Here is a 16,925-nt window from a genome sequence, read left to right as displayed (position 1 = left end):
CTCGCGGCCCCGCGTGACGATCAACCCGCTCTGCCCGGCCTCGATAGCGGCTGGGGCGACGATCTGCCCCCGATCAACAGAAGGAACTGACCATGCTGGATCTGAGCCGGAAGGACTGGGAAGCGCGCCTGCGTGCTGGCCGGTCTCTCCTGCCGGATCTCGAGCCAGTCAATCCCGAACTCGCGGCGCGGGCCGTGCGCTGCTTCGACCGGCTGCGCATTCCTGATGTGCCGGTACTCCTGCCATGGCGGAAGCTTGCGGCGACTGGTTCCGCGAGATCCTCTCTGCCCTGTTCGGCGCGCTCGATCCCAACACAGGTGCGCGCGCCATCCAGGAACTGTTTCTTCTGGTGCCGAAAAAGAACAGCAAGACGACTAACGGCGCCGGGCTGATGCTGACGGCCGTGATCGTCAACGAGCGGCCGAACGCAGAATTCCTGATCGTCGCGCCTACAAAGGAAATTGCTGATCTCGCCTTCAGCCAGGCGCTGGGCATGGTGCAGAACGACCGCACGCTGATGCAGCGGTTCCACGCGCAAACGCATCTCAAGCGCCTGACCTTCCGCACGACCGGGGCGACACTACAGGTCAAGGCGTTCAGCCCAGACGTCATGACCGGCGTGAAGCCCGCAGGCGTGCTGGTCGATGAGCAGCATGTCATCGCCATGCGCAACGATGCGGGCAGTGTCATGCGCCAGATACGCGGCGGCATGATCTCGCAGCCCGAGGCGTTCCTGGCCATCATCACCACCCAGAGCGACGGGCCACCGAGAGGCGTGTTCGCGCAGGATCTGATCCGCGCCCGCGAGATACGCGATGGCAAGCGCTTCCAGCCGGTCCTGCCGGTCCTGTACGAATTGCCGCCTGATATCCAGCAGCCCTCGAAACTGCCCGGCGAGGCCGCGCCCTGGGAAGATCCCGCCTACTGGCCGATGGTCCTGCCCAATCTGGGGCGGTCGATCACGCTGGATCGCCTCAAGCGCGAATATGAGGACGCACGCGAGAAAGGCGTGGGCGAGCTGGCCAGCTGGGCCTCGCAACATCTCAATGTCGAGATCGGCCTGGCCCTGCGCTCCGATCGCTGGGTCGGTGCCGATTACTGGCAGGGCGCAGGCGACGACACACTGACCCTCGAAGCCCTGATCGAACGCTGCGAGGTCATCGTGGCGGGCATCGACGGCGGCGGCCTCGACGATCTGCTGTCGCTCGCTGTCCTGGGGCGTGATCGTATAACCGGGCAGTGGCTGCACTGGCAGAAAAGCTGGGTGTTCGAGGGCGTACTCGCACTGCGCAAGCGCGAGGCCAGCCAGCTGCGTGACTTCGAGACGCAGGGCGATCTGGTCATCACGGCCGAGCCCGGTACCGATATCGACCAGCTGGTGGCGGTACTCGGCACGATCGACCAGAGCAACAAGCTGGCGATCGTGGGGCTCGACCCGATGGGCGTGGGCGCCATTGTCGATGCGCTGGCCCAGATCGGCATTGCCCATGAGCGCGTGGTGGGTATCTCGCAGGGCTGGACGCTCTCGGGCGCCATCAAGACCGCCGAGCGCAAGCTGGCGGATGGCACGCTGTGCCACGGTGCGCGGCCGATCATGGGCTGGGCTGTCTCGAACGCGAAGGTGGAGCCGAGAGGCAATGCCATCATCATCACCAAACAGGCGGCGGGCTATCTCAAGATCGACCCGCTGATGGCGCTGCTCAATGCCGTCACGCTGATGAGCCGCAACCCCGAGCCGCCCGGTGGCGGCCGGATGGATGACTTTCTCTCAACCGGGATCATTGCCGTATGAGCATCGCCACAAGACTGCGCGGCATGGCCTACAAGGCCGCAAGCGCGGCGTTCCAGTCCCTCACGGGCGTGTCCCTGACCGATCTGCGCCTAGGCGCTTTCATGGCGGGCGGGCCGAGCATTGCGGGCCAGAGCGTCTCGGTCGATACCGCGCTCCAGCTCGACACGGTCTGGGCGTGCATCCGGCTTTTGTCCGAGACCATCGGCTCGATGCCGCTCAAGCTGCACGAGCAGCAGGGCGACGGGCAATCGTCTTTGGCGCGCGATCATCCGCTTTATCGCGTGCTGGCCCGCGCGCCCAATGCCGATATGACGCCGATCGAGTTCTGGTCGTGCATGGCTGCGTGCTGCCTCGCCTGGGGCAATGGCTTCGCCAGATCATGCGGCGTGGTGACGGGCAGATTGTGGCGCTCAACCCGCTGCGGCCCGACCGCATGACCGTGCAACGCGCCCCCAATACCGGCGCGCTGGTCTATCGCTACAGCTACCAGGGCAAGACGCTCGTGCTCGATGAGGGCGACATCTTCCACATCAAGGGTTTCTGTTTCGACGGGCTCATGGGCATTTCACCGCTTACGGCCGGTCGGCAGTCCATCGGGGCCGCACTCGCCGCAGAGGAAACGGCGGGGCGCATGTTCAGAAACGGGCTGCTCTCGCAGACCTATATCTCTGCCCCGACCTATCTGACCATACCGCAGAAGGAACAGGCCAAGACCATTCTGGCCGATTATTCAGGCGCGATGAACGCGGGCAAAACGCCTTTGCTCGAGGGCGGCTGGAAGGTCGAAAGCATCGGGCTCAAGGCCGAGGATCTGCAGCTGCTGCAAACCCGCCAGCTGGGCGTTGCGACGCTCTGCCGGTGGTTCGGGGTGCAGCCCGCCATGATCGGGGCCATGGAGAAATCCACGGCCTGGGGCACCGGGCTGGAGCAGATGAATCTCTGGTTCCTGCAATACGGTCTCATGCCCTGGCTGCAACGCATTGAGCAGGCCGTTTCGCGCTGCCTGCTCGCGCCTGCCGAGCGCGATCGGTATTTCGCCCGGTTCAATGTCGATGCGCTCATGCGTGGCGATAGCACGGCACGCGCCAGCTACATGCAGAGCGCGCTCCGCTCGGGCTGGATGACCGTCAACGAGGCTCGCGCCAATGACAATCTGGCCCCCATGCCGGGCGGCGAGGTGCTGATGGTGCAGGCCAGATGATCCCGCTCACCGATATCGGCAAGCCCCGCACCCTCACCGGGTTCGGCTCGGGTGGCCAGGGTCCGCCCGGTAACGATCCAGCGCCAGGCCCCCGCAAAGACCTGACAGGAGATGACAATGAGTGAGTATCTCGCCGCCCCGTTTGAGTGGAAATTCGCCCCCAACGCGCCCGAAGGCAGCTTCGAGGGCTATGGCAGCGTGTTCGGCCACAAGGATGCGCATGGCGATATCGTGCTGCCCGGTGCCTTTGCCGAAACGCTGGCCGAGCGCAAGGCGCAGGGGCGCAGCATTCCGATGCATGTCATGCACGGCATTCTGGGCGGTGACGGCCTACCCGTGGGCGTGTGGGACGATGCAAGCGAAGACGCGCACGGCCTGCATCTGCGCGGGCGTCTGTCGGGCATGGATACCGATTACGGGCGCAGGCTTTACGGGCTCGTCAAGGACGGCGCGCTCGGCGGCCTCTCCATCGGCTTTTCCTTACGCAAGAACGGCGCAACTTTCGGCACCGATCCGAAAGGCTCGCGCCGTCAGATCAAGGCCGTGAACCTGCACGAGGTCAGCCTCGTGGACGACCCGTCAAACGCTCTCGCCCGCGTGTTCGAGATGCGCAGGCGCTTTTATCCCGCAGCCGCAGCTTCCCGAGCTGATTGCAGAAATACGCGCTGCCAGCCGGGCATTGAGCGAGGCAACGCGCGCCAGATTCACCCTGCCGACCCGCGTGGGGCCAGCCGGTCAGGCTGATCGCTCCGGCGCATCTCACTATCCATCCAGAACACGGAACAGGGCGCCTCGAGCGCCCTTTTTCATGAGGAAAACCCCATGTCCGATTACGAACAGGCCGCCCGCGAACTCAAGGCCGCGACCGATGAGGTCAAGCGTTTTGCCGAGGCCTCCACCGCCGAGCTGAAGAACCTTGGCAGGGTCACGGAAGAAACCAAAGCCAGTGCAGACAAGGCCTTGGCCGAGATGAACGGGCTTTCGGCCCGCCTGGCCGATATCGAGCAGAAAACAGCTCGCCGTAGCGGCGACGCCGAGAGCAGGCCTCTGAGCTTGGGCGAAGAGTTCATGGCCAGCGAAGCGGCACGCGACCTCAAATCCTCATTTCAGGGGCGGGTCAGGACCGAGATGGAACGAAAGGCGCTGACGACAGGGCCTGCCACCATGGGCGCGACGACGTCTGCCGGAACATCCCTCATTCCTGCGATGCGTTTGCCGGGTATCGATATGATCCGCCTGCCGCAACCCACCTTGCGTAGTCTCATCCCCTCCGGAGCGACTTCGTCACCCATTATCGAATTCGTACGGCAGAAAAGCTTCAGCAATAAGGCCACGCCGGTCGCTGAAGGCGCGGCCAAGCCGTATTCGGATATGAGTTTCGAGCTCAGCCGGGCGAATGTCGCGGTCATCGCCCACTTGTTCAAGGCCTCGAAGCAAGCTCTCGACGATGCTCCTGAACTCGTCTCGATCATCAATGCGCAGGGCGTTGCGGGGCTGGAACAGGTCGAGGAATACCAGTTCATGTACGGCGACGGGACGGGGGCGAATATCCTTGGCCTCATGAAGCAGGCTACAGCTTTCGCGGCGCCAGCCGGTCTTGCAGTCCCGGATGCCGCTCTCGATACGATCCGGATGGCCATGCTGCAGGCTTCGCTGTCGCTCTACCCGGCAACCGGCATCGTCCTGCACGAGATCGACTGGTTTCGTATCACCTCCGTCAAGGACGGCATCGGCCGCTATGTCCTCGGCGACCCGCAATCCGTCGCGACGCGGTCCCTGTGGGGTCTACCGGTTGTCGTCAGCAACACGATCCGACAGGGCGATTTCTGGTGGGTGCCTTTGCCACCGGTGCGCAGATTTTCGACCGGCAGTCTGTCGCGGTCGAGGTTGCCACTGTGGGTGACGATTTCGAGAAGAACATGGTCACCGTTCGTATCGAAGAACGTACCGGCCTCGTCGTTTATCGTCAGCAATCCTTCATCACCGGTACCCTTCCGCCGGATGCCACGGCGGCAAAGAAAGCCTGATCGGGGGCTTCGCCATGACGCTCATCATTCTCGAAGCCCCTGCCGAGGGGCTGACCCTGGCGTCGCTCGATGCGTTGCGCGAGCAGCTGTCGGGCGAGCCTGCCGCTCAGATCAGCGATCTGGCGCTGAGCGAGTATCTGGCGCAGGCCACGGCGCTCGTTCAGTCCATGCTGGGCCGTCCGGTTCTGGCGGGCCTGTATCGCCAGACCTTGCGCGTCGGGGATGGCGAGCGCAGGCTTTCTCTCGCCCTGGCCGTCACGCCGCTGATCGCGATCGTCGACGTGACGCAGGACGGGTTTACCCTCGACCCAGGGCCGGATGGCTGGGAATCCGGCGCATCATCCGGGCTGCTCTACCCGTCGTCCCTGCAGGCGCCTGGTGGTGGCCGGGGCGCTACCGCGTGACCTATAGGGGCGGCTGGATCGTGCCGGGTATGAAAGACTGTCACGGCAACGATCTCTCCTCCACCGTGCCCGCCGATATCCGCGCTGCCACGCTCTCGACGGCCCGTGCCCTGTTCTACACGGCGCAGCGCGGCGATCCGCTCCTGCGTTCGGAAAGCGAGCAAGGCGTGGGGGCGAGCAGCTGGGCCACGCCTGATTCAAGCCTGGGTGGTCTGCCACCCGATGCCGCAGCCATTCTTGCCCGCTATGCGCAGGCGGGTCTTTCGTGAGCGTGGGCGCAAGCCGACGCAGGCGGCAGATCCTGCGGGCCGGTCGATCCATGGTGCTGAGCCGGGCCGATCTCTCAGAGAGCCTGACCGTCACCGGCTATGCACCGCCCCCGCAGGCGGCGCAGCTGGCCGAGGGCGCAGGCAAGGCCCCGTTCATCGTCCAGATCACCGCCGATGAAACGGCACGCAGCGGCTACACGCCTCGGTCGGGCGATCAGCTGCGTGACGGGCTCAAAACCTACACCCTGACCGATGCCAGCCCGGTTTATGACCGGGTCACGCTTTGCGGTTGGACCCTTATCGCTTCGGGAGGCTCGTAATGCTGTCCGCAATTGTCTGGAATGACGCCTATGCCCGCGCTTCGCTTGCAGCGGAGAAGCAGAACATCCCGCTGGTCGATGTGCTGATGCAGCCACCAGGGGACCGCCCTCCGCTCCATTGGCGCATGGAAGCCCAGACCAGCCGGTCTGACCGCCTCGGTCTGGGTGAAACCGCCATGGAAGAGGAAGGCGAGATCGCGCTGCATCTGACGATGCGCGTGGGCAGGATCTCGACACCCGATGCCCTGACCCACTGCACGGCCATGAGCGCGATGTTTCGCGCGCAGCAGGCCGACGCGCTGCCTTGGCCCGAGGGCCTCTATTACGACGGGCAAAGCCTCTACCCGCCCGATCCCGACACCACCGGCAACTGGATCAGCATGAGCCTGATGATCCGTTACCGCTATCAGGATCGAATAATCCGCGAATCAGATTGAAATAGTTTGTCATGATATACGCGGCCTTCTAGCTTTCTACTTCCATGAGCTTATGGAGGAAAAAACGATGGACGCCGGTCCGCGCATCTTCATTGCTGCACTCTTCGCTGCTCAATTCTCATTGATAATAGCCCATGCACCGCCGCGCTTTTCTTTTATCGCTGAGAGTGCGGCCTACACGTCGATCCTGGCTGCCCTCGGGGGATGCGCTGTCGCCTATGTGATAGCCAGATCGACAGCCGGCGTAAAAGGGAGACGTCATCGTCTCTGATCTCAGCCGGGATCGACTACCAGTTCTTTGCAAAGCCGCCCCTTCCGGGCGGCTTTTTTCATGCGCGCAACATGGCGGCGACGACCCGCACTCATGAACGGACCACCACCGCCATCTCCTCCCCTGAAAGGCACAAGATGAAATTCTTCTCTCTTGCGGAGACCGCTGCTGGCAGCGGTCTTTTCGCGTTGTCCGGTGCTGCCCTCGACGCGCCCGGCACCTCAGTCGCCCTGACCAGGACCGCGAAGACGGTTGCGGCCGGGCTTCGTGTCGCTGTCGCCCCTTATCGGGCCATGAGCGGCATGCCCGCCCCGGTCGCGCCTGCGGGCGCCGAACAGGGCCAGGCTTATGAGCTGCTCATCGAGCAGGCCGACGATGCGGGCATTTTCGCCACCGAAAAGCAGATCCTTGTGAGCGAGACCAGCGATGCGGCGATGACGGCCTACGCGCTGCAGCTCTTTTATGGGCGCCGCGTGGCACTCACGCCCCAGCTCGAGGCTGCGACCGACACGAAGCCGGACCAGGCCACGCCCGCCCCGTCAAACCCCGGCAGCGTGTCCTCATCCGGGGCGCAGACATCCGGCGCAGCGTCAGCTCGGGCGGCTCTGCGAGTTCGGGTGGTGCCGTCACCTCGGGGGGCTCGGTCTCCAGCTCGGGCGCCGGTGCGAGTAATTCCTCTGGCGTGAAGGGCGCGTGATATGAATTTTACTGGAGCCACTGCCGGGTATCAGGCCGGTGTGCAGGCCAATGACACCCGGCTCGCCTATGCCCGCGAGGCGACTTATGGCGTCGCGCCGAAAATCGCCTATAAGCGCCTGCGCCTGACCGGCGAGAATTTCCGGCGACAGAACAACCGGCAGCGCCCCGAGGAAATCGACCCGCACTGGGAGGCCTCTCAAGCCGTCACAACGCAGCAGACCGTGGGGGGCACGCTTTCGGGCGCGCTCTCCTTCGGCAGCTACGATGCGTTGTTCGCCTGCGTCTGTTCCGGCAATACGGTCGATCAGACCGTGCGTGTCCCTAACGGAACGGAGCTGGGTTTCGAGCGCCCGTCCTGGGAACCCAGAGGCATCACGATCTCGACCTGGAAGGATTCCCTTTGGAGTTCCTTGCCCTTGGCTGGGTTCACCCGTCTCTGGGCGAGCGGGGGCAAGATCAACCGGGTGATCCCCTACAGGCGCACAAGCCCCGATTACATTATCGCGCCCTTCGATACGTTCGACGCCTTGCCCGCCACCGTCACGGACGGCGGAACCGCCTCGGCGAGCGTGATCACGAACGATGCGATTTTCAACAGCATCACGCTTATCGAGCAGCTCGGCGATGACGTCCTTGTGCGCACGGGCGGTTTCGTCAAACAGATCCAGCTCTCGATCGCTCAGGGCCAGTTCGCCACCTTCTCGGCCGATTTCGATTTTCGCGACGAGCAGAGACTGACCACGTCGCCCGCGACGGATCTGCTCGCCCCGACCGATAGTTTCGTGCTCGATCCCGTCAACGGATGGGGCGCGATCTGGATCGACGGCAAGAAGGTCGACGACCCGGTGCGCGAGTTCTCGGTTACGCTCACGCGTGACGGGGCCGGTCAGGATTTCGCCCTCGGCAGCGTGGCGGCGGTGGGGCAGCGGCCCGGCAGTCTCACGGCAACGGGCCAGATCCAGCTCTTTTTCCGCAACAGCACGGAATACCAGCGGTTTCAGGACAACTGGCAGGGGCCGGTGCAGGTGCTGCTCAAGGATATCAAGGGCAACATCTACGGCCTGACCTTCTTCTCATCGACCCTGCAGAATCCGCAGGTCAATGCCACGTCCAAGAACAGCACGATCGTTGCGACCTTCGACATCGAGGGCAACCCGCAACCGGGCGGCGGCACCTTCTCGCTCAGCATCTTCCCGGCCTGATTGCATCACACTGCGCCCGCAGAGGGTGCAGGCTTCCCATCGACCCAAACACAAGAAAGATACCACAATGGCAAAACTCTCTGCCTTTTCCCGTGACGCTGCCCGTGTGCAGGAGGGCGAAACGATCGAGGTCGGCCCGGTCGGCAACACGTTTCTCGTCACGACACGCGGCTTCACACCGCGTTACCGCGATGCCCTCTTTACGCTCAAGTCTGAAGCGGCCAGCCGTCTCAACCGCTCGCTGCAGCCGGGCGCACACGATACACAGCCGAAACCCTGCCCCCGAGCGAGGATGACCGTTTGCAGGGTCAGGCGATCGCCGAGCATTGCGTGATCGATGTGGACGGCCTGCAGAACGATGACGGGTCGGCAATTACGGTCGACGCGTTCCGCAAACTGCTCGCAAGCGGTGAGCATCCGATGCTGATCGCACTCGCCATCTCGGCGGCGTCGCGTGTCGGTGACGAGCAGGCGCAAGCCCATCGGGACGCGGTGGGAAACTGACCGAGGCGCTGGCCTGGGAGCTTGAATTCGGCCAGTTCACAGGGCCTGACGAGCTTCCGGCGCACCGTGAATTCCTGCTGGCCAGCAAGCCGGAGCTGCCGCCATGGCTCGATCGTCCATGGCGCGGCTGGCACGATCTGCAGCACGATCGCTGCTGGATCGGCGAGACGCTCGGCGCCGCCATGGGCAAGATCCGTGGCGTGTCCAGACCGGGCGGCATCAGCTGGCAGGCCCTGGCGCATTGGTGCGAGGTCAACGCCGTTTCGGAAAACGACCGCCCATGGGTCGAGGCCCAGATCCGCGCCATGGATGCCGTTTTCATCGCCCACCGCAATCGCAGGATCACCCAGGATATTGCCCAGTTCATGAGGGGGTAAACCATGGCCCGTGCTGCAACCTTCAGCCGGTCGCTTCGGCTTTTCGTCGATCGGAACCTCTCGCCTGAAGCCCTGCGCGCCGAATTGGCCCGCAGGGCGATCGCTGCGCGTGAGGATCTCATCGCACGCGGCGAGGCCCCGCCCAGCTGGCGGCGCTATGTGGATGGCAAGGCCGATGCGCCCGAATCCTGCGTGCGTCTGGACGGGGCCATTCTCTATCGTTTCAACCTCACAGGCGAAGCGGCGCAAGCGGCCCTCGATCTGTGTCGATCGACCTCGCCCGTGCGTAGCGGGCGCTTTCGCGATTCCTGGGTGCCGCTTTGCGACGACAGGCCGTGGAAACAGCCGCTCAGGGATCTGCCAGCCGGCGCAACGATCCTGATCGTCAATCCGATGCCCTATGCCCGCAAGATCGAAACCGGGGCACTCGAGCCGCGCATCAGGCGCAATGAACTCGAACGCGTGCGCCAGAACCTCATGCGGCGCTTTCCGACACTCAGCTTCGGCAAGATTTTTATCCGCCTGGGCAGCGGTGTCGCGGCATCGGCCCCCTACATCCTGCGCGGCGCTTCTGGCGAGCGCAGAACGCGGGCGGGCGTTGCCATGACCTATCCGGCGCTGGAAATCAGCCTCGCTCATGAGAGCGGAGACGGAAATAATCAGCCCTTGATTTCGTGACAGGTCAGCATGGCGCTGGCATCCATTTCGCTCGAGAACATCGCGTCATCGCCTTTGCTCCACCAGACATATTCAGCTGCGGCATATTTGGCGCCGCTCGCTGCAATCACGTTGGTGAAAATCTGCGTTTTCCCGTCGATCCGAAGCACTGCAAGGCTGATATCACCCGCATTGATATAGCTTACCTTGACGATCTTTTCGGGCAGGACAGCGCGCAGTTTGGCTGAGCTCGCTCCTTTTTTTGCCTTGCAGGTATACGCAACGGTCTGACGCTGGATGTCGGTCGACGTGGAAAGGGGGATCGAGAGTGAATCCCCGGTCTCTGCGCGCACAGGTGCGATAGCGGTTATGGCTGCCAGAGCCATTGCTGCTCCCGTCAGTTTTCGAATCATGGTCCTGCTCCTTTTCTCGCCGCGCAGAATTTGTCGCTTCGGGGCGTGCGCAGACCTTCCTACCAGATCACGGCAATACTTGGGCTCATCTGTGTTTGCAGAACACAGGGGCTGATGCCGCACGCATGGAGCCTTTCGATGACCACCACCATTTCCGAGCTATACATCGCCTTCGAAAGCAATCTCGCCAAGGCGCAGGAGGATGCGGCCTCCCTGCTCAAGATCGGCGATGCGGCAGAGGTGGTCGATACCAGATTGACCAGAGTGGGCCGTACCGGCGCTTCGGTGGCCCGGCAGTTCGATGAAACTACGCGTGCGTCGTCAAAACTTGGCAGCGAGATCCGACAGCGCTCAGCCAATATCGAGGCGCTGCAGAAAGCTCTTGCGGCTGGTGAGATTACGCAGGAGCAATATGCCGGGTCTCTGGCCGGCATCGCGAAATCGGCGGCAGCACAGAAAGAGAAATTCGACGCGGCTACGGGTGCCAGCAAGCTGCACACTGCAGCCCTTGCGGAAGGCACGGCGGTTGCGAAGCTGTCGAGCTATCAGATCGGCATTCTGGCTGGCGAGGCGCATAAATTCGCCGATCAGGTGCTTGCCGGTGGCGGCGCCATGAAGGCCGCGTTTTACCAGGTGCCGAACATGATCACGGTCATGGGCGGTTTGGGCAAAGCCACGCAAATCGTGGGCGGCCTGCTGGCGGGGCCGGTCGGTGTCGCGGCTCTGGCTTTGGCAACGGGGGCCGCTTTCGGCAAGATGGGCATGTATGCCGAGGAACAGGAATCGCGCCTGGCCAAGCTCTCGACGCAGCTACGCGCGACCCGCGATGATGCTGCGCGTATGGCGGGCGCCGTCTCTTCGGCAGGGCTGACACTGAGCCATCAGACCGGCTGGTCTCGTGGCGACGCGACAACCGCCGCCACGCAGATCGGTCAGACATACAACTTTGCCGGGTCAAGTACCGATATCATCGAGCTTGCCAACATTGCCCGCGATGCGGGGGCCGTATTCGGTACGCTGGCCGACGGGCTCAAGGCCGTGCAACAGGCCATGACCGACCCGACTGCCGAGATCGAGGCGCTTTACAAGCAGCACCTCCCCGGCGTCGATGCAGCCCTTGTCGAACAGGTGCGCAGCTTCAGGCGAGCGGCAATCAGGGAGAAGCTTTTGCGCAGGTGATGGATCGCCTGCGTGATGCGACCAAAGGCGCGCATGACGAGGCCATGACGCCGTTTGAGCGGTCGCTCGAAAACCTCAAGACCGTAACGGAGCCAGTCACGTCGGCTCTGGGCAGAATGGCAACGGGCATCGGAACATCGCTTATGGATGCGATCACCGACGTCACCTCCTATCTGACGAAAAACGCCCGCAGACCGGCCACGGACGGGCTGGCAGGCGGTGACGTCATCGACAATTACGCCGCCGGTCAGCATCATTACGGGCTCGGTCAGGTCGATCCGCGCTATAGCAGCGGCTACGATATCATGACGCCAAAGGGCAATATCGACGCCTCCATGAAGATCTTTATGGAAGCGATGAAAAAGGCCAATGACAACCGCGATAACACGCTCGCCTATTACAGCGGCAACACGCCAGGCAGCGCCGGTGCCAGCAAATATGCAACTGCCGTGCGGGGCTACGATATCGACACCCTTCCTGCCGACACGTCATCGCTGATCGACCAGGAGGCGGCACGGCTCAACTTCCCGAAACGCTTCACCAATCTCTACAAGGCCGTCATCGGTCATGAGAGCGGCGGCCATCAATATGCCGACCGCAAGGCGGCGAGCGTGGGCTCGACTGAATCGGTCAGGCACGCGATTTCTGCCGCTGTCATCGATAATCCGAAATCGCTGCAGGCCGGTGCGTCTGCCAGTGCCGGTTCGGTCAGTGAAACAAGCTGGACGCAGCAGCGCGGCGCGCTTGAGGACTATATTGCGTCTGAGGAGAAGCTGCTCGCCACGCAAAAGGAAGGTTCTGCAGCCTGGACCCAGACCAAAGAGCAGATCACGCAGGCGCGCGTGGCGCTCGCCAACACGCTGAGCCCGCAGGAGAAGATAACCCAGGGGCTCAATGACAGTCTCGCCCCCCTGCAGGCGCAAACGGGCTATTGGCGCAGCATGGCTGAGGTGGTGGCTCAATTCGATCAGACGGCACGCGGCACGGGCGTCGAACAACAGGCGCTTACCCAGCTCTGGCAGACAAACAGGCCGTGCTCGCTGCCGCCTATGAAGATGGCACGGTTGCGGCTGAACGCCAGGCGCAGTCGCAAGCCGCAATTGCTACCGCTGCGGGTGGATCGAGTGAGGCGTTGCAACACGCGACGAACTACCAGATGGCCTATACCGAGGCGCTCAATGATTTTGACTCATCCAGCCCCGAATTCGTGTCGGCAGTGGAACGCCGCACGGCGGCGCTCGATGCCGCATCCGCAGCCCAGGTGCGGGCGCAGCAGCTCCAGAAGAATGAGAGCCTGTCCGACTCGATTGCCCTGATCAAGGCGCAGACGGCGTCACTCGGGGAGAACACAGAACAGCGTCAGATCAATCTCGCTGTCATGCAGGCCGAGATGGAAATGCACCGGCAATACGGCGACGTTCTGCCTAAAGAGGCGCAGGATTATATCGCGCTTACCAAGCACAAGCTCAGTCAAGTGCCGCCTACCAGCATCAGAAATCGGCCATGGATGAGCTGACCGGCAGCATGGAAAGCATATTCGACACAATGACGAACAGCGTCACGCAGGCTTTCGTGCAGGGCGGCAAGGGGGCTGTGAGCTTCGGCTCGATCCTCTCTGGGCTACAGACGCAGATCGTAGGGCTTGTCGCAAAGCTTGGCCTCATGAATCCGGCCATGAACGCTCTGGATGGTGGAAGTCGCAGCACGTTTTCGAGCCTCTCCGATGCCTTGGCGTCGGGCGGGTCGGTGGGTGGCGCCGCAGGCAAGGCGGGCAGCGTGTCCATTCCCGGCGCTGGCACGGCGACAAGCAGCGTTGCCAGCTCGAGCAGCTGGCTATCGAGTGCGATGGGCACGAAGCTTTTCGGCACCGCGACCGTGGGCAATATGCTCGGCGGTATCGGCGGCGGGTTCGGGCTCGGTTCGGCTCTGGGTAATATCGGCGGCGGCACCTATGGCCTGCTCGGTGCAGGTGGGGGAGCCGCGATCGGTGCGACCATCGGCACGATTTTTCCCGGTATCGGCACGCTGATCGGCGGTCTCGCGGGGGGTGGCATCGGTGGCCTGCTGGGCGGGCTCTTCGGCCACAAGAAAAACCCCTACACGATCGACCAGGTGCTGCTCGAGGGCGACGAGTTCAAGATGGGGCAGAGCTGGAACCAGAAGCAGACCGACACCATCACCGCCCAGCTCAAATCGGAGCTGGCCAGCCTCAACACCATGATGACAAGCCTCGGGCTGAAGGCCGATAATGCCTATCTCGGCACGGTGCGCGACGATCCGAATAACAAAGACCCCGATCAGCGTTCGGTCAGCCTCAAGGATCTGCTCGGCGGCGTGAAGCTGCGCAGCGACGGCAATGCCACCTTCACCCAGGCGCTTGCGCAGGGAATGCCTGCGAGCTTCGATAGCGTGGCCTCGTTCCAGAGCGCGGTCACGCAGCTCAAGGCCATGGCCGACACGGTCGATGCGCTGCACGTTGCCGTTTCGAAGTTCAATAGTGACGGCACGGTCACTGTCTCGGGCTTTACCGAGGCCACGGGCGATCTGCGCACGGCGCTCGATCATATGCTCAACGGCAAGACGGTCTCGACCAGCGATCTGCAATCGCAGGTTGCCACCATCACCGAGTTTGTCAGCAACACCATGCCCAATCTCATGAAAGCCACGGTCAACGGCCAGCAGAGCTGGGTGGAACAGATGGAGGCGCTCAAAAAGACCTATGCGGACGCGGCCAGCCAGGCCGGTTCCTACGGGCTGGATGGCAACGCGCTCAATAACAAGTTCAGCGCACTCTATCGGGAAGGCTACGATCAGAACATGCGCAGCCTGACCGAAAGCGGGCAGTCGGTGAAAGCCCGGCTCTTGGCGGCGCAGGGTAATCAGCAGGGCGCCGATCTGATGGATTTCGATCTCTCGGCCACGCAGCAAAGGCGCCAGCTGGCCGAGTCCTGGAAGGGCTTTCTTGGCGATGCCTATGCCGGGAATAAGACCTATCTGCAGCAGGCGACGGATCTCGATCGGACGCTCGCGGCAGAGCGTCTGGCCATCCAGAAGCAATATGCCGACAAGGCGGTTGAAACGGCGAAGCAGGAACGCGACCAGGCCTCGAATTCGGCGGCGTCCGTCGTCAGCAACCTGTTTGATTTCGCCAAGGGGCTCAGCACATCCAGCTACTCGCCTCTCTCGGCCGAAGCGCAATACCGGGCCGCGAACGATAATTTCAACACGCTCGCGAACAAGGCCGGGCAAGGCGATTATGAGGCGCTGCAATCCATGCGCAGCGCGGCGGAGGCCCTGCTCACGCAGAGCATGAGCTATAACGGCTCGGGGCGCGATTATGCCGACGATGTCACGCATGTGCAGCAGGTGATGCAATCGATCGGCAACCTCAAGCCGGATACGATCACTGAATCGGCGCTCAAGGCGATGCTTGCCAGCAATAACCAGACCCTGGCCACATTGCTGCAACGCCTGCTCGAGACGGCGAACAAGCAGCTTGCCGAGCAGCGCCACCAGGCGCAGGGCAAGGCAGCATGAGCGGCGTTCTGTTCCATGCGGTCGAGATCGATGCCGAGCGCCCGCTCGATGTCGAATTCGTCCGTGGTCTGGGCACGGCGGCGGCGGGCACGATCACGCTTCTGCCGTTTCGCAGCAGCGAGATCGACACGCTGCGCCTGTCCGATGCGGGGTATGTCGATGAGGCCGGTTGGCCCTATCCGCCTTGCTGGCCGATGCCTTTGCGATCGATCGCAGGCTCGATCTGTCGCCAGCCTCGCCCTCTGTGCGCGAAAGCTGGGGCGCCATCACCCTCGCCAATCCCGATGGGCGTTTCGATGCGCTGATCCGCGATCGCGTGATCGACCGGATGCCGGTGCGTATCCGGGCCGGTTTCAAAGCCCGCGATACGGCGCGTCAGATGGATCTCGACCCGGCGAGCGCGGCACTCGTGCCCATATTCACCGGGCTGGGCAGTTCGTGGCAACCCGACCGGCTGAACGTGCAGATCGCGCTGCGTGAGGTCTCCGGCTGGCTCGATGAGGTCATCATGCCGGTCGGCTCCTATGCCGGGTCGGGGCGCTTTGGCGGGGATGGCAACGTCAAGGGCCGCTCGATGCCGCGCCTGCGTGGCGCGGCGCTCAACCTGACCCCGGTGCTGATCGATGCCGTCAATCTCGTTTACCAGATCAGCGACGGGCCGGGCTCTGTCGCGACGCTCTACGAGGGCGGGTTTGCCGGTGGCATCGCCTATGGCGGGGCCGTGGGCGATCTCTATGCGTCACCCCCCTCACCCGGCACCTGGCAGATGCAGAGCAGCTCGGGCGGGTTGTTCATCCGGCTCGGCACAAAGCCCGTCTATGCGATCACGGTCGATGCCACGGGCGATTTCCCCTCGGGGGCAGCGCCGCGCACTCTGCTGCCGCTCCTGCGCCAGATGCTGGTCGAGGATCTGACCATGCCCGCGCAATGGCTTGCCGGATCGTGGGAGGATACGCGCAGGCGGGCTGGTACTGGGACGGGAGCCAGGCGGTCACGGGGCGCCAGATCGTCAATACCTGGCTCTCGGGGCTCGGCATCCGGCTCGTGCCCACCATGAGGCACGCTCACGCCCCTGCGCCTGCAAATGCCCGGCGGCACGCCCTCGCGGGTGCTGACGGCAGACCAGGTCACGGCCCTGTCGGGGATTGCGCTCGATAGCGGGCTGTCGCCACCGCCTTTCCGGTGGCGCATCGGCTATGCGCATAACCAGACGGTGCAGCAGGGCGGCAATGCACTGCATCCGCGTATCACGGCCGATCGGCAGAGTTATGTGCTGCAGGAAGACCGTGTTGCAGCCTGGTATCTGCCCACCATTAAGCTGCGCTATCGCCAGCCCGGCGATCTGCCGGTGATTCCGACCGCGCTGATCAACGAAGGCGATGCCCAGAACGCCGCCAATAGCCATGGCTATCTCTGGGGGGCCGAGCGCCATCTCTGGAGCCTGTCCCTGCCGCGCTCTGTCGCGGGCGGCATCGATCTCGGCCAGGCGCTGCGGCTCGATCTGCCAGCGCCGGGTCTGCGCGGGGGCGTGACCGGGCTCGTGATCGGCGAGCAGATCCGCTCTGCCGAGGCGAGCGTGACCCTGACCGTTCTGGTCTAGGGCCCGGCCCGCTTACCCCGGCTCATCACTTCGAAA

Annotated in this window: 21 protein-coding genes and 2 pseudogenes; 22 read left to right on the top strand and 1 reads right to left on the bottom strand. The window is 63.5% G+C overall.

The window, feature by feature from the left end; genetic code table 11:
* Positions 1-244: 244 nt before the first annotated feature.
* The 15 genes and pseudogenes from JCM25414_RS20940 (at position 245) to JCM25414_RS14870 (ending at position 10,181) form a co-directional block, all read left to right on the top strand.
* The gene (locus JCM25414_RS20940) at positions 245-1,792 is read left to right on the top strand and encodes a terminase large subunit (protein ID WP_199897656.1); all 1,548 of its coding nucleotides are present in this window, start codon (positions 245-247) and stop codon (positions 1,790-1,792) included.
* A pseudogene (locus tag JCM25414_RS22670) lies at positions 1,789-2,993 on the top strand (phage portal protein). The gene JCM25414_RS20940 and the pseudogene JCM25414_RS22670 overlap by 4 nt, the downstream one beginning before the upstream one ends.
* Positions 2,990-3,118, top strand: coding sequence for a hypothetical protein (locus JCM25414_RS26205; protein WP_277911350.1), 129 nt, complete (start codon positions 2,990-2,992; stop codon positions 3,116-3,118). The pseudogene JCM25414_RS22670 and the gene JCM25414_RS26205 overlap by 4 nt, the downstream one beginning before the upstream one ends.
* Entirely contained in the window at positions 3,111-3,737 is a 627-nt protein-coding gene (locus JCM25414_RS20930) for an HK97 family phage prohead protease (protein WP_025842171.1), read from the top strand. The genes JCM25414_RS26205 and JCM25414_RS20930 overlap by 8 nt, the downstream gene beginning before the upstream one ends.
* A gap of 78 nt (positions 3,738-3,815) precedes the next feature.
* Positions 3,816-5,017: pseudogene (locus tag JCM25414_RS25495) on the top strand (phage major capsid protein); the annotation flags it as partial.
* A 17-nt stretch (positions 5,018-5,034) separates the two neighbouring features.
* Complete coding sequence (locus JCM25414_RS23160) at positions 5,035-5,424, top strand: hypothetical protein (protein WP_025842167.1); 390 nt, start codon at positions 5,035-5,037, stop codon at positions 5,422-5,424.
* The gene (locus tag JCM25414_RS23155) at positions 5,421-5,693 is read left to right on the top strand and encodes a hypothetical protein (protein ID WP_025842166.1); all 273 of its coding nucleotides are present in this window, start codon (positions 5,421-5,423) and stop codon (positions 5,691-5,693) included. The genes JCM25414_RS23160 and JCM25414_RS23155 overlap by 4 nt, the downstream gene beginning before the upstream one ends.
* Entirely contained in the window at positions 5,690-6,013 is a 324-nt protein-coding gene (locus tag JCM25414_RS14910) for a hypothetical protein (protein ID WP_025842165.1), read from the top strand. The genes JCM25414_RS23155 and JCM25414_RS14910 overlap by 4 nt, the downstream gene beginning before the upstream one ends.
* Positions 6,013-6,450: a hypothetical protein gene (locus tag JCM25414_RS20920; protein ID WP_025842164.1), complete on the top strand. Its 438-nt coding sequence runs from the start codon at positions 6,013-6,015 to the stop codon at positions 6,448-6,450. The genes JCM25414_RS14910 and JCM25414_RS20920 overlap by 1 nt, the downstream gene beginning before the upstream one ends.
* Positions 6,451-6,858: 408 nt before the next feature.
* A complete protein-coding gene (locus JCM25414_RS22060; RefSeq protein WP_025842162.1) occupies positions 6,859-7,407 on the top strand; it encodes a hypothetical protein in 549 nt (182 codons plus the stop codon).
* A 12-nt stretch (positions 7,408-7,419) separates the two neighbouring features.
* Positions 7,420-8,622, top strand: a complete 1,203-nt coding sequence (locus tag JCM25414_RS14890) for a phage tail tube protein (RefSeq protein WP_025842161.1) — start codon at positions 7,420-7,422, stop codon at positions 8,620-8,622.
* A gap of 67 nt (positions 8,623-8,689) precedes the next feature.
* Complete coding sequence (locus JCM25414_RS14885; protein ID WP_025842160.1) at positions 8,690-8,956, top strand: hypothetical protein; 267 nt, start codon at positions 8,690-8,692, stop codon at positions 8,954-8,956.
* Positions 8,923-9,126 carry a hypothetical protein gene (locus tag JCM25414_RS23150; RefSeq protein WP_148301138.1) on the top strand — a complete coding sequence of 68 codons (204 nt, stop codon included), beginning with the start codon at positions 8,923-8,925 and terminating at the stop codon, positions 9,124-9,126. Before JCM25414_RS14885 ends, JCM25414_RS23150 begins: the two co-directional genes overlap by 34 nt.
* 182 nt (positions 9,127-9,308) lie before the next feature.
* Complete coding sequence (locus JCM25414_RS14875; protein ID WP_025842159.1) at positions 9,309-9,503, top strand: hypothetical protein; 195 nt, start codon at positions 9,309-9,311, stop codon at positions 9,501-9,503.
* A 3-nt stretch (positions 9,504-9,506) separates the two neighbouring features.
* The gene (locus JCM25414_RS14870; RefSeq protein ID WP_025842158.1) at positions 9,507-10,181 is read left to right on the top strand and encodes an HK97 gp10 family phage protein; all 675 of its coding nucleotides are present in this window, start codon (positions 9,507-9,509) and stop codon (positions 10,179-10,181) included.
* Here JCM25414_RS14870 and JCM25414_RS14865 read toward each other — a convergent pair.
* Complete coding sequence (locus JCM25414_RS14865) at positions 10,163-10,573, bottom strand: MliC family protein (protein WP_025842157.1); 411 nt, start codon at positions 10,571-10,573, stop codon at positions 10,163-10,165. The genes JCM25414_RS14870 and JCM25414_RS14865 overlap by 19 nt on opposite strands.
* A 138-nt stretch (positions 10,574-10,711) precedes the next feature.
* Between JCM25414_RS14865 and JCM25414_RS14860 the strand changes: the two genes are divergently transcribed.
* From JCM25414_RS14860 to JCM25414_RS22045, 7 genes are read left to right on the top strand one after another with little or no spacing between them, the layout of a single operon-like run.
* Positions 10,712-11,752, top strand: a complete 1,041-nt coding sequence (locus JCM25414_RS14860) for a hypothetical protein (protein ID WP_025842156.1) — start codon at positions 10,712-10,714, stop codon at positions 11,750-11,752.
* Positions 11,749-13,068, top strand: a complete 1,320-nt coding sequence (locus tag JCM25414_RS14855; protein ID WP_148301137.1) for a hypothetical protein — start codon at positions 11,749-11,751, stop codon at positions 13,066-13,068. The genes JCM25414_RS14860 and JCM25414_RS14855 overlap by 4 nt, the downstream gene beginning before the upstream one ends.
* On the top strand, positions 13,014-13,268 hold the full coding sequence (locus JCM25414_RS14850; protein WP_025842154.1) for a hypothetical protein: 255 nt from the start codon (positions 13,014-13,016) through the stop codon (positions 13,266-13,268). Before JCM25414_RS14855 ends, JCM25414_RS14850 begins: the two co-directional genes overlap by 55 nt.
* Positions 13,256-15,289 carry a hypothetical protein gene (locus JCM25414_RS14845; RefSeq protein WP_025842153.1) on the top strand — a complete coding sequence of 678 codons (2,034 nt, stop codon included), beginning with the start codon at positions 13,256-13,258 and terminating at the stop codon, positions 15,287-15,289. The genes JCM25414_RS14850 and JCM25414_RS14845 overlap by 13 nt, the downstream gene beginning before the upstream one ends.
* Positions 15,286-15,594, top strand: coding sequence for a hypothetical protein (locus JCM25414_RS22055; protein ID WP_051535929.1), 309 nt, complete (start codon positions 15,286-15,288; stop codon positions 15,592-15,594). Before JCM25414_RS14845 ends, JCM25414_RS22055 begins: the two co-directional genes overlap by 4 nt.
* On the top strand, positions 15,534-16,346 hold the full coding sequence (locus JCM25414_RS22050; protein ID WP_051535928.1) for a hypothetical protein: 813 nt from the start codon (positions 15,534-15,536) through the stop codon (positions 16,344-16,346). The genes JCM25414_RS22055 and JCM25414_RS22050 overlap by 61 nt, the downstream gene beginning before the upstream one ends.
* A 27-nt stretch (positions 16,347-16,373) precedes the next feature.
* Positions 16,374-16,889, top strand: a complete 516-nt coding sequence (locus JCM25414_RS22045) for a hypothetical protein (protein ID WP_051535927.1) — start codon at positions 16,374-16,376, stop codon at positions 16,887-16,889.
* Positions 16,890-16,925: the final 36 nt, after the last annotated feature.

Origin of the sequence: Asaia platycodi JCM 25414 (genome assembly GCF_000614545.1) — a bacterium.
Classification (GTDB): domain Bacteria; phylum Pseudomonadota; class Alphaproteobacteria; order Acetobacterales; family Acetobacteraceae; genus Asaia; species Asaia platycodi.
This window is presented reverse-complemented; position numbering and strand designations above follow the sequence as displayed.

Bases quoted from the DNA above. Each gene is read 5' to 3' on its own strand.
- JCM25414_RS23160 (WP_025842167.1), top strand. From the start codon at position 5,035: ATGACGCTCATCATTCTCGAAGCCCCTGCCGAGGGGCTGACCCTGGCG.
- JCM25414_RS20930 (WP_025842171.1), top strand. From the start codon at position 3,111: ATGAGTGAGTATCTCGCCGCCCCGTTTGAGTGGAAATTCGCCCCCAAC.
- JCM25414_RS20940 (WP_199897656.1), top strand. From the start codon at position 245: ATGGCGGAAGCTTGCGGCGACTGGTTCCGCGAGATCCTCTCTGCCCTG.
- JCM25414_RS14845 (WP_025842153.1), top strand. From the start codon at position 13,256: ATGGATGAGCTGACCGGCAGCATGGAAAGCATATTCGACACAATGACG.
- JCM25414_RS14860 (WP_025842156.1), top strand. From the start codon at position 10,712: ATGACCACCACCATTTCCGAGCTATACATCGCCTTCGAAAGCAATCTC.
- JCM25414_RS14870 (WP_025842158.1), top strand. From the start codon at position 9,507: ATGGCCCGTGCTGCAACCTTCAGCCGGTCGCTTCGGCTTTTCGTCGAT.
- JCM25414_RS14885 (WP_025842160.1), top strand. From the start codon at position 8,690: ATGGCAAAACTCTCTGCCTTTTCCCGTGACGCTGCCCGTGTGCAGGAG.
- JCM25414_RS20920 (WP_025842164.1), top strand. From the start codon at position 6,013: ATGCTGTCCGCAATTGTCTGGAATGACGCCTATGCCCGCGCTTCGCTT.
- JCM25414_RS26205 (WP_277911350.1), top strand. From the start codon at position 2,990: ATGATCCCGCTCACCGATATCGGCAAGCCCCGCACCCTCACCGGGTTC.
- JCM25414_RS14875 (WP_025842159.1), top strand. From the start codon at position 9,309: ATGGGCAAGATCCGTGGCGTGTCCAGACCGGGCGGCATCAGCTGGCAG.
- JCM25414_RS22060 (WP_025842162.1), top strand. From the start codon at position 6,859: ATGAAATTCTTCTCTCTTGCGGAGACCGCTGCTGGCAGCGGTCTTTTC.
- JCM25414_RS22055 (WP_051535929.1), top strand. From the start codon at position 15,286: ATGAGCGGCGTTCTGTTCCATGCGGTCGAGATCGATGCCGAGCGCCCG.
- JCM25414_RS14865 (WP_025842157.1), bottom strand. From the start codon at position 10,573: ATGATTCGAAAACTGACGGGAGCAGCAATGGCTCTGGCAGCCATAACC.
- JCM25414_RS14890 (WP_025842161.1), top strand. From the start codon at position 7,420: ATGAATTTTACTGGAGCCACTGCCGGGTATCAGGCCGGTGTGCAGGCC.
- JCM25414_RS22045 (WP_051535927.1), top strand. From the start codon at position 16,374: ATGCCCGGCGGCACGCCCTCGCGGGTGCTGACGGCAGACCAGGTCACG.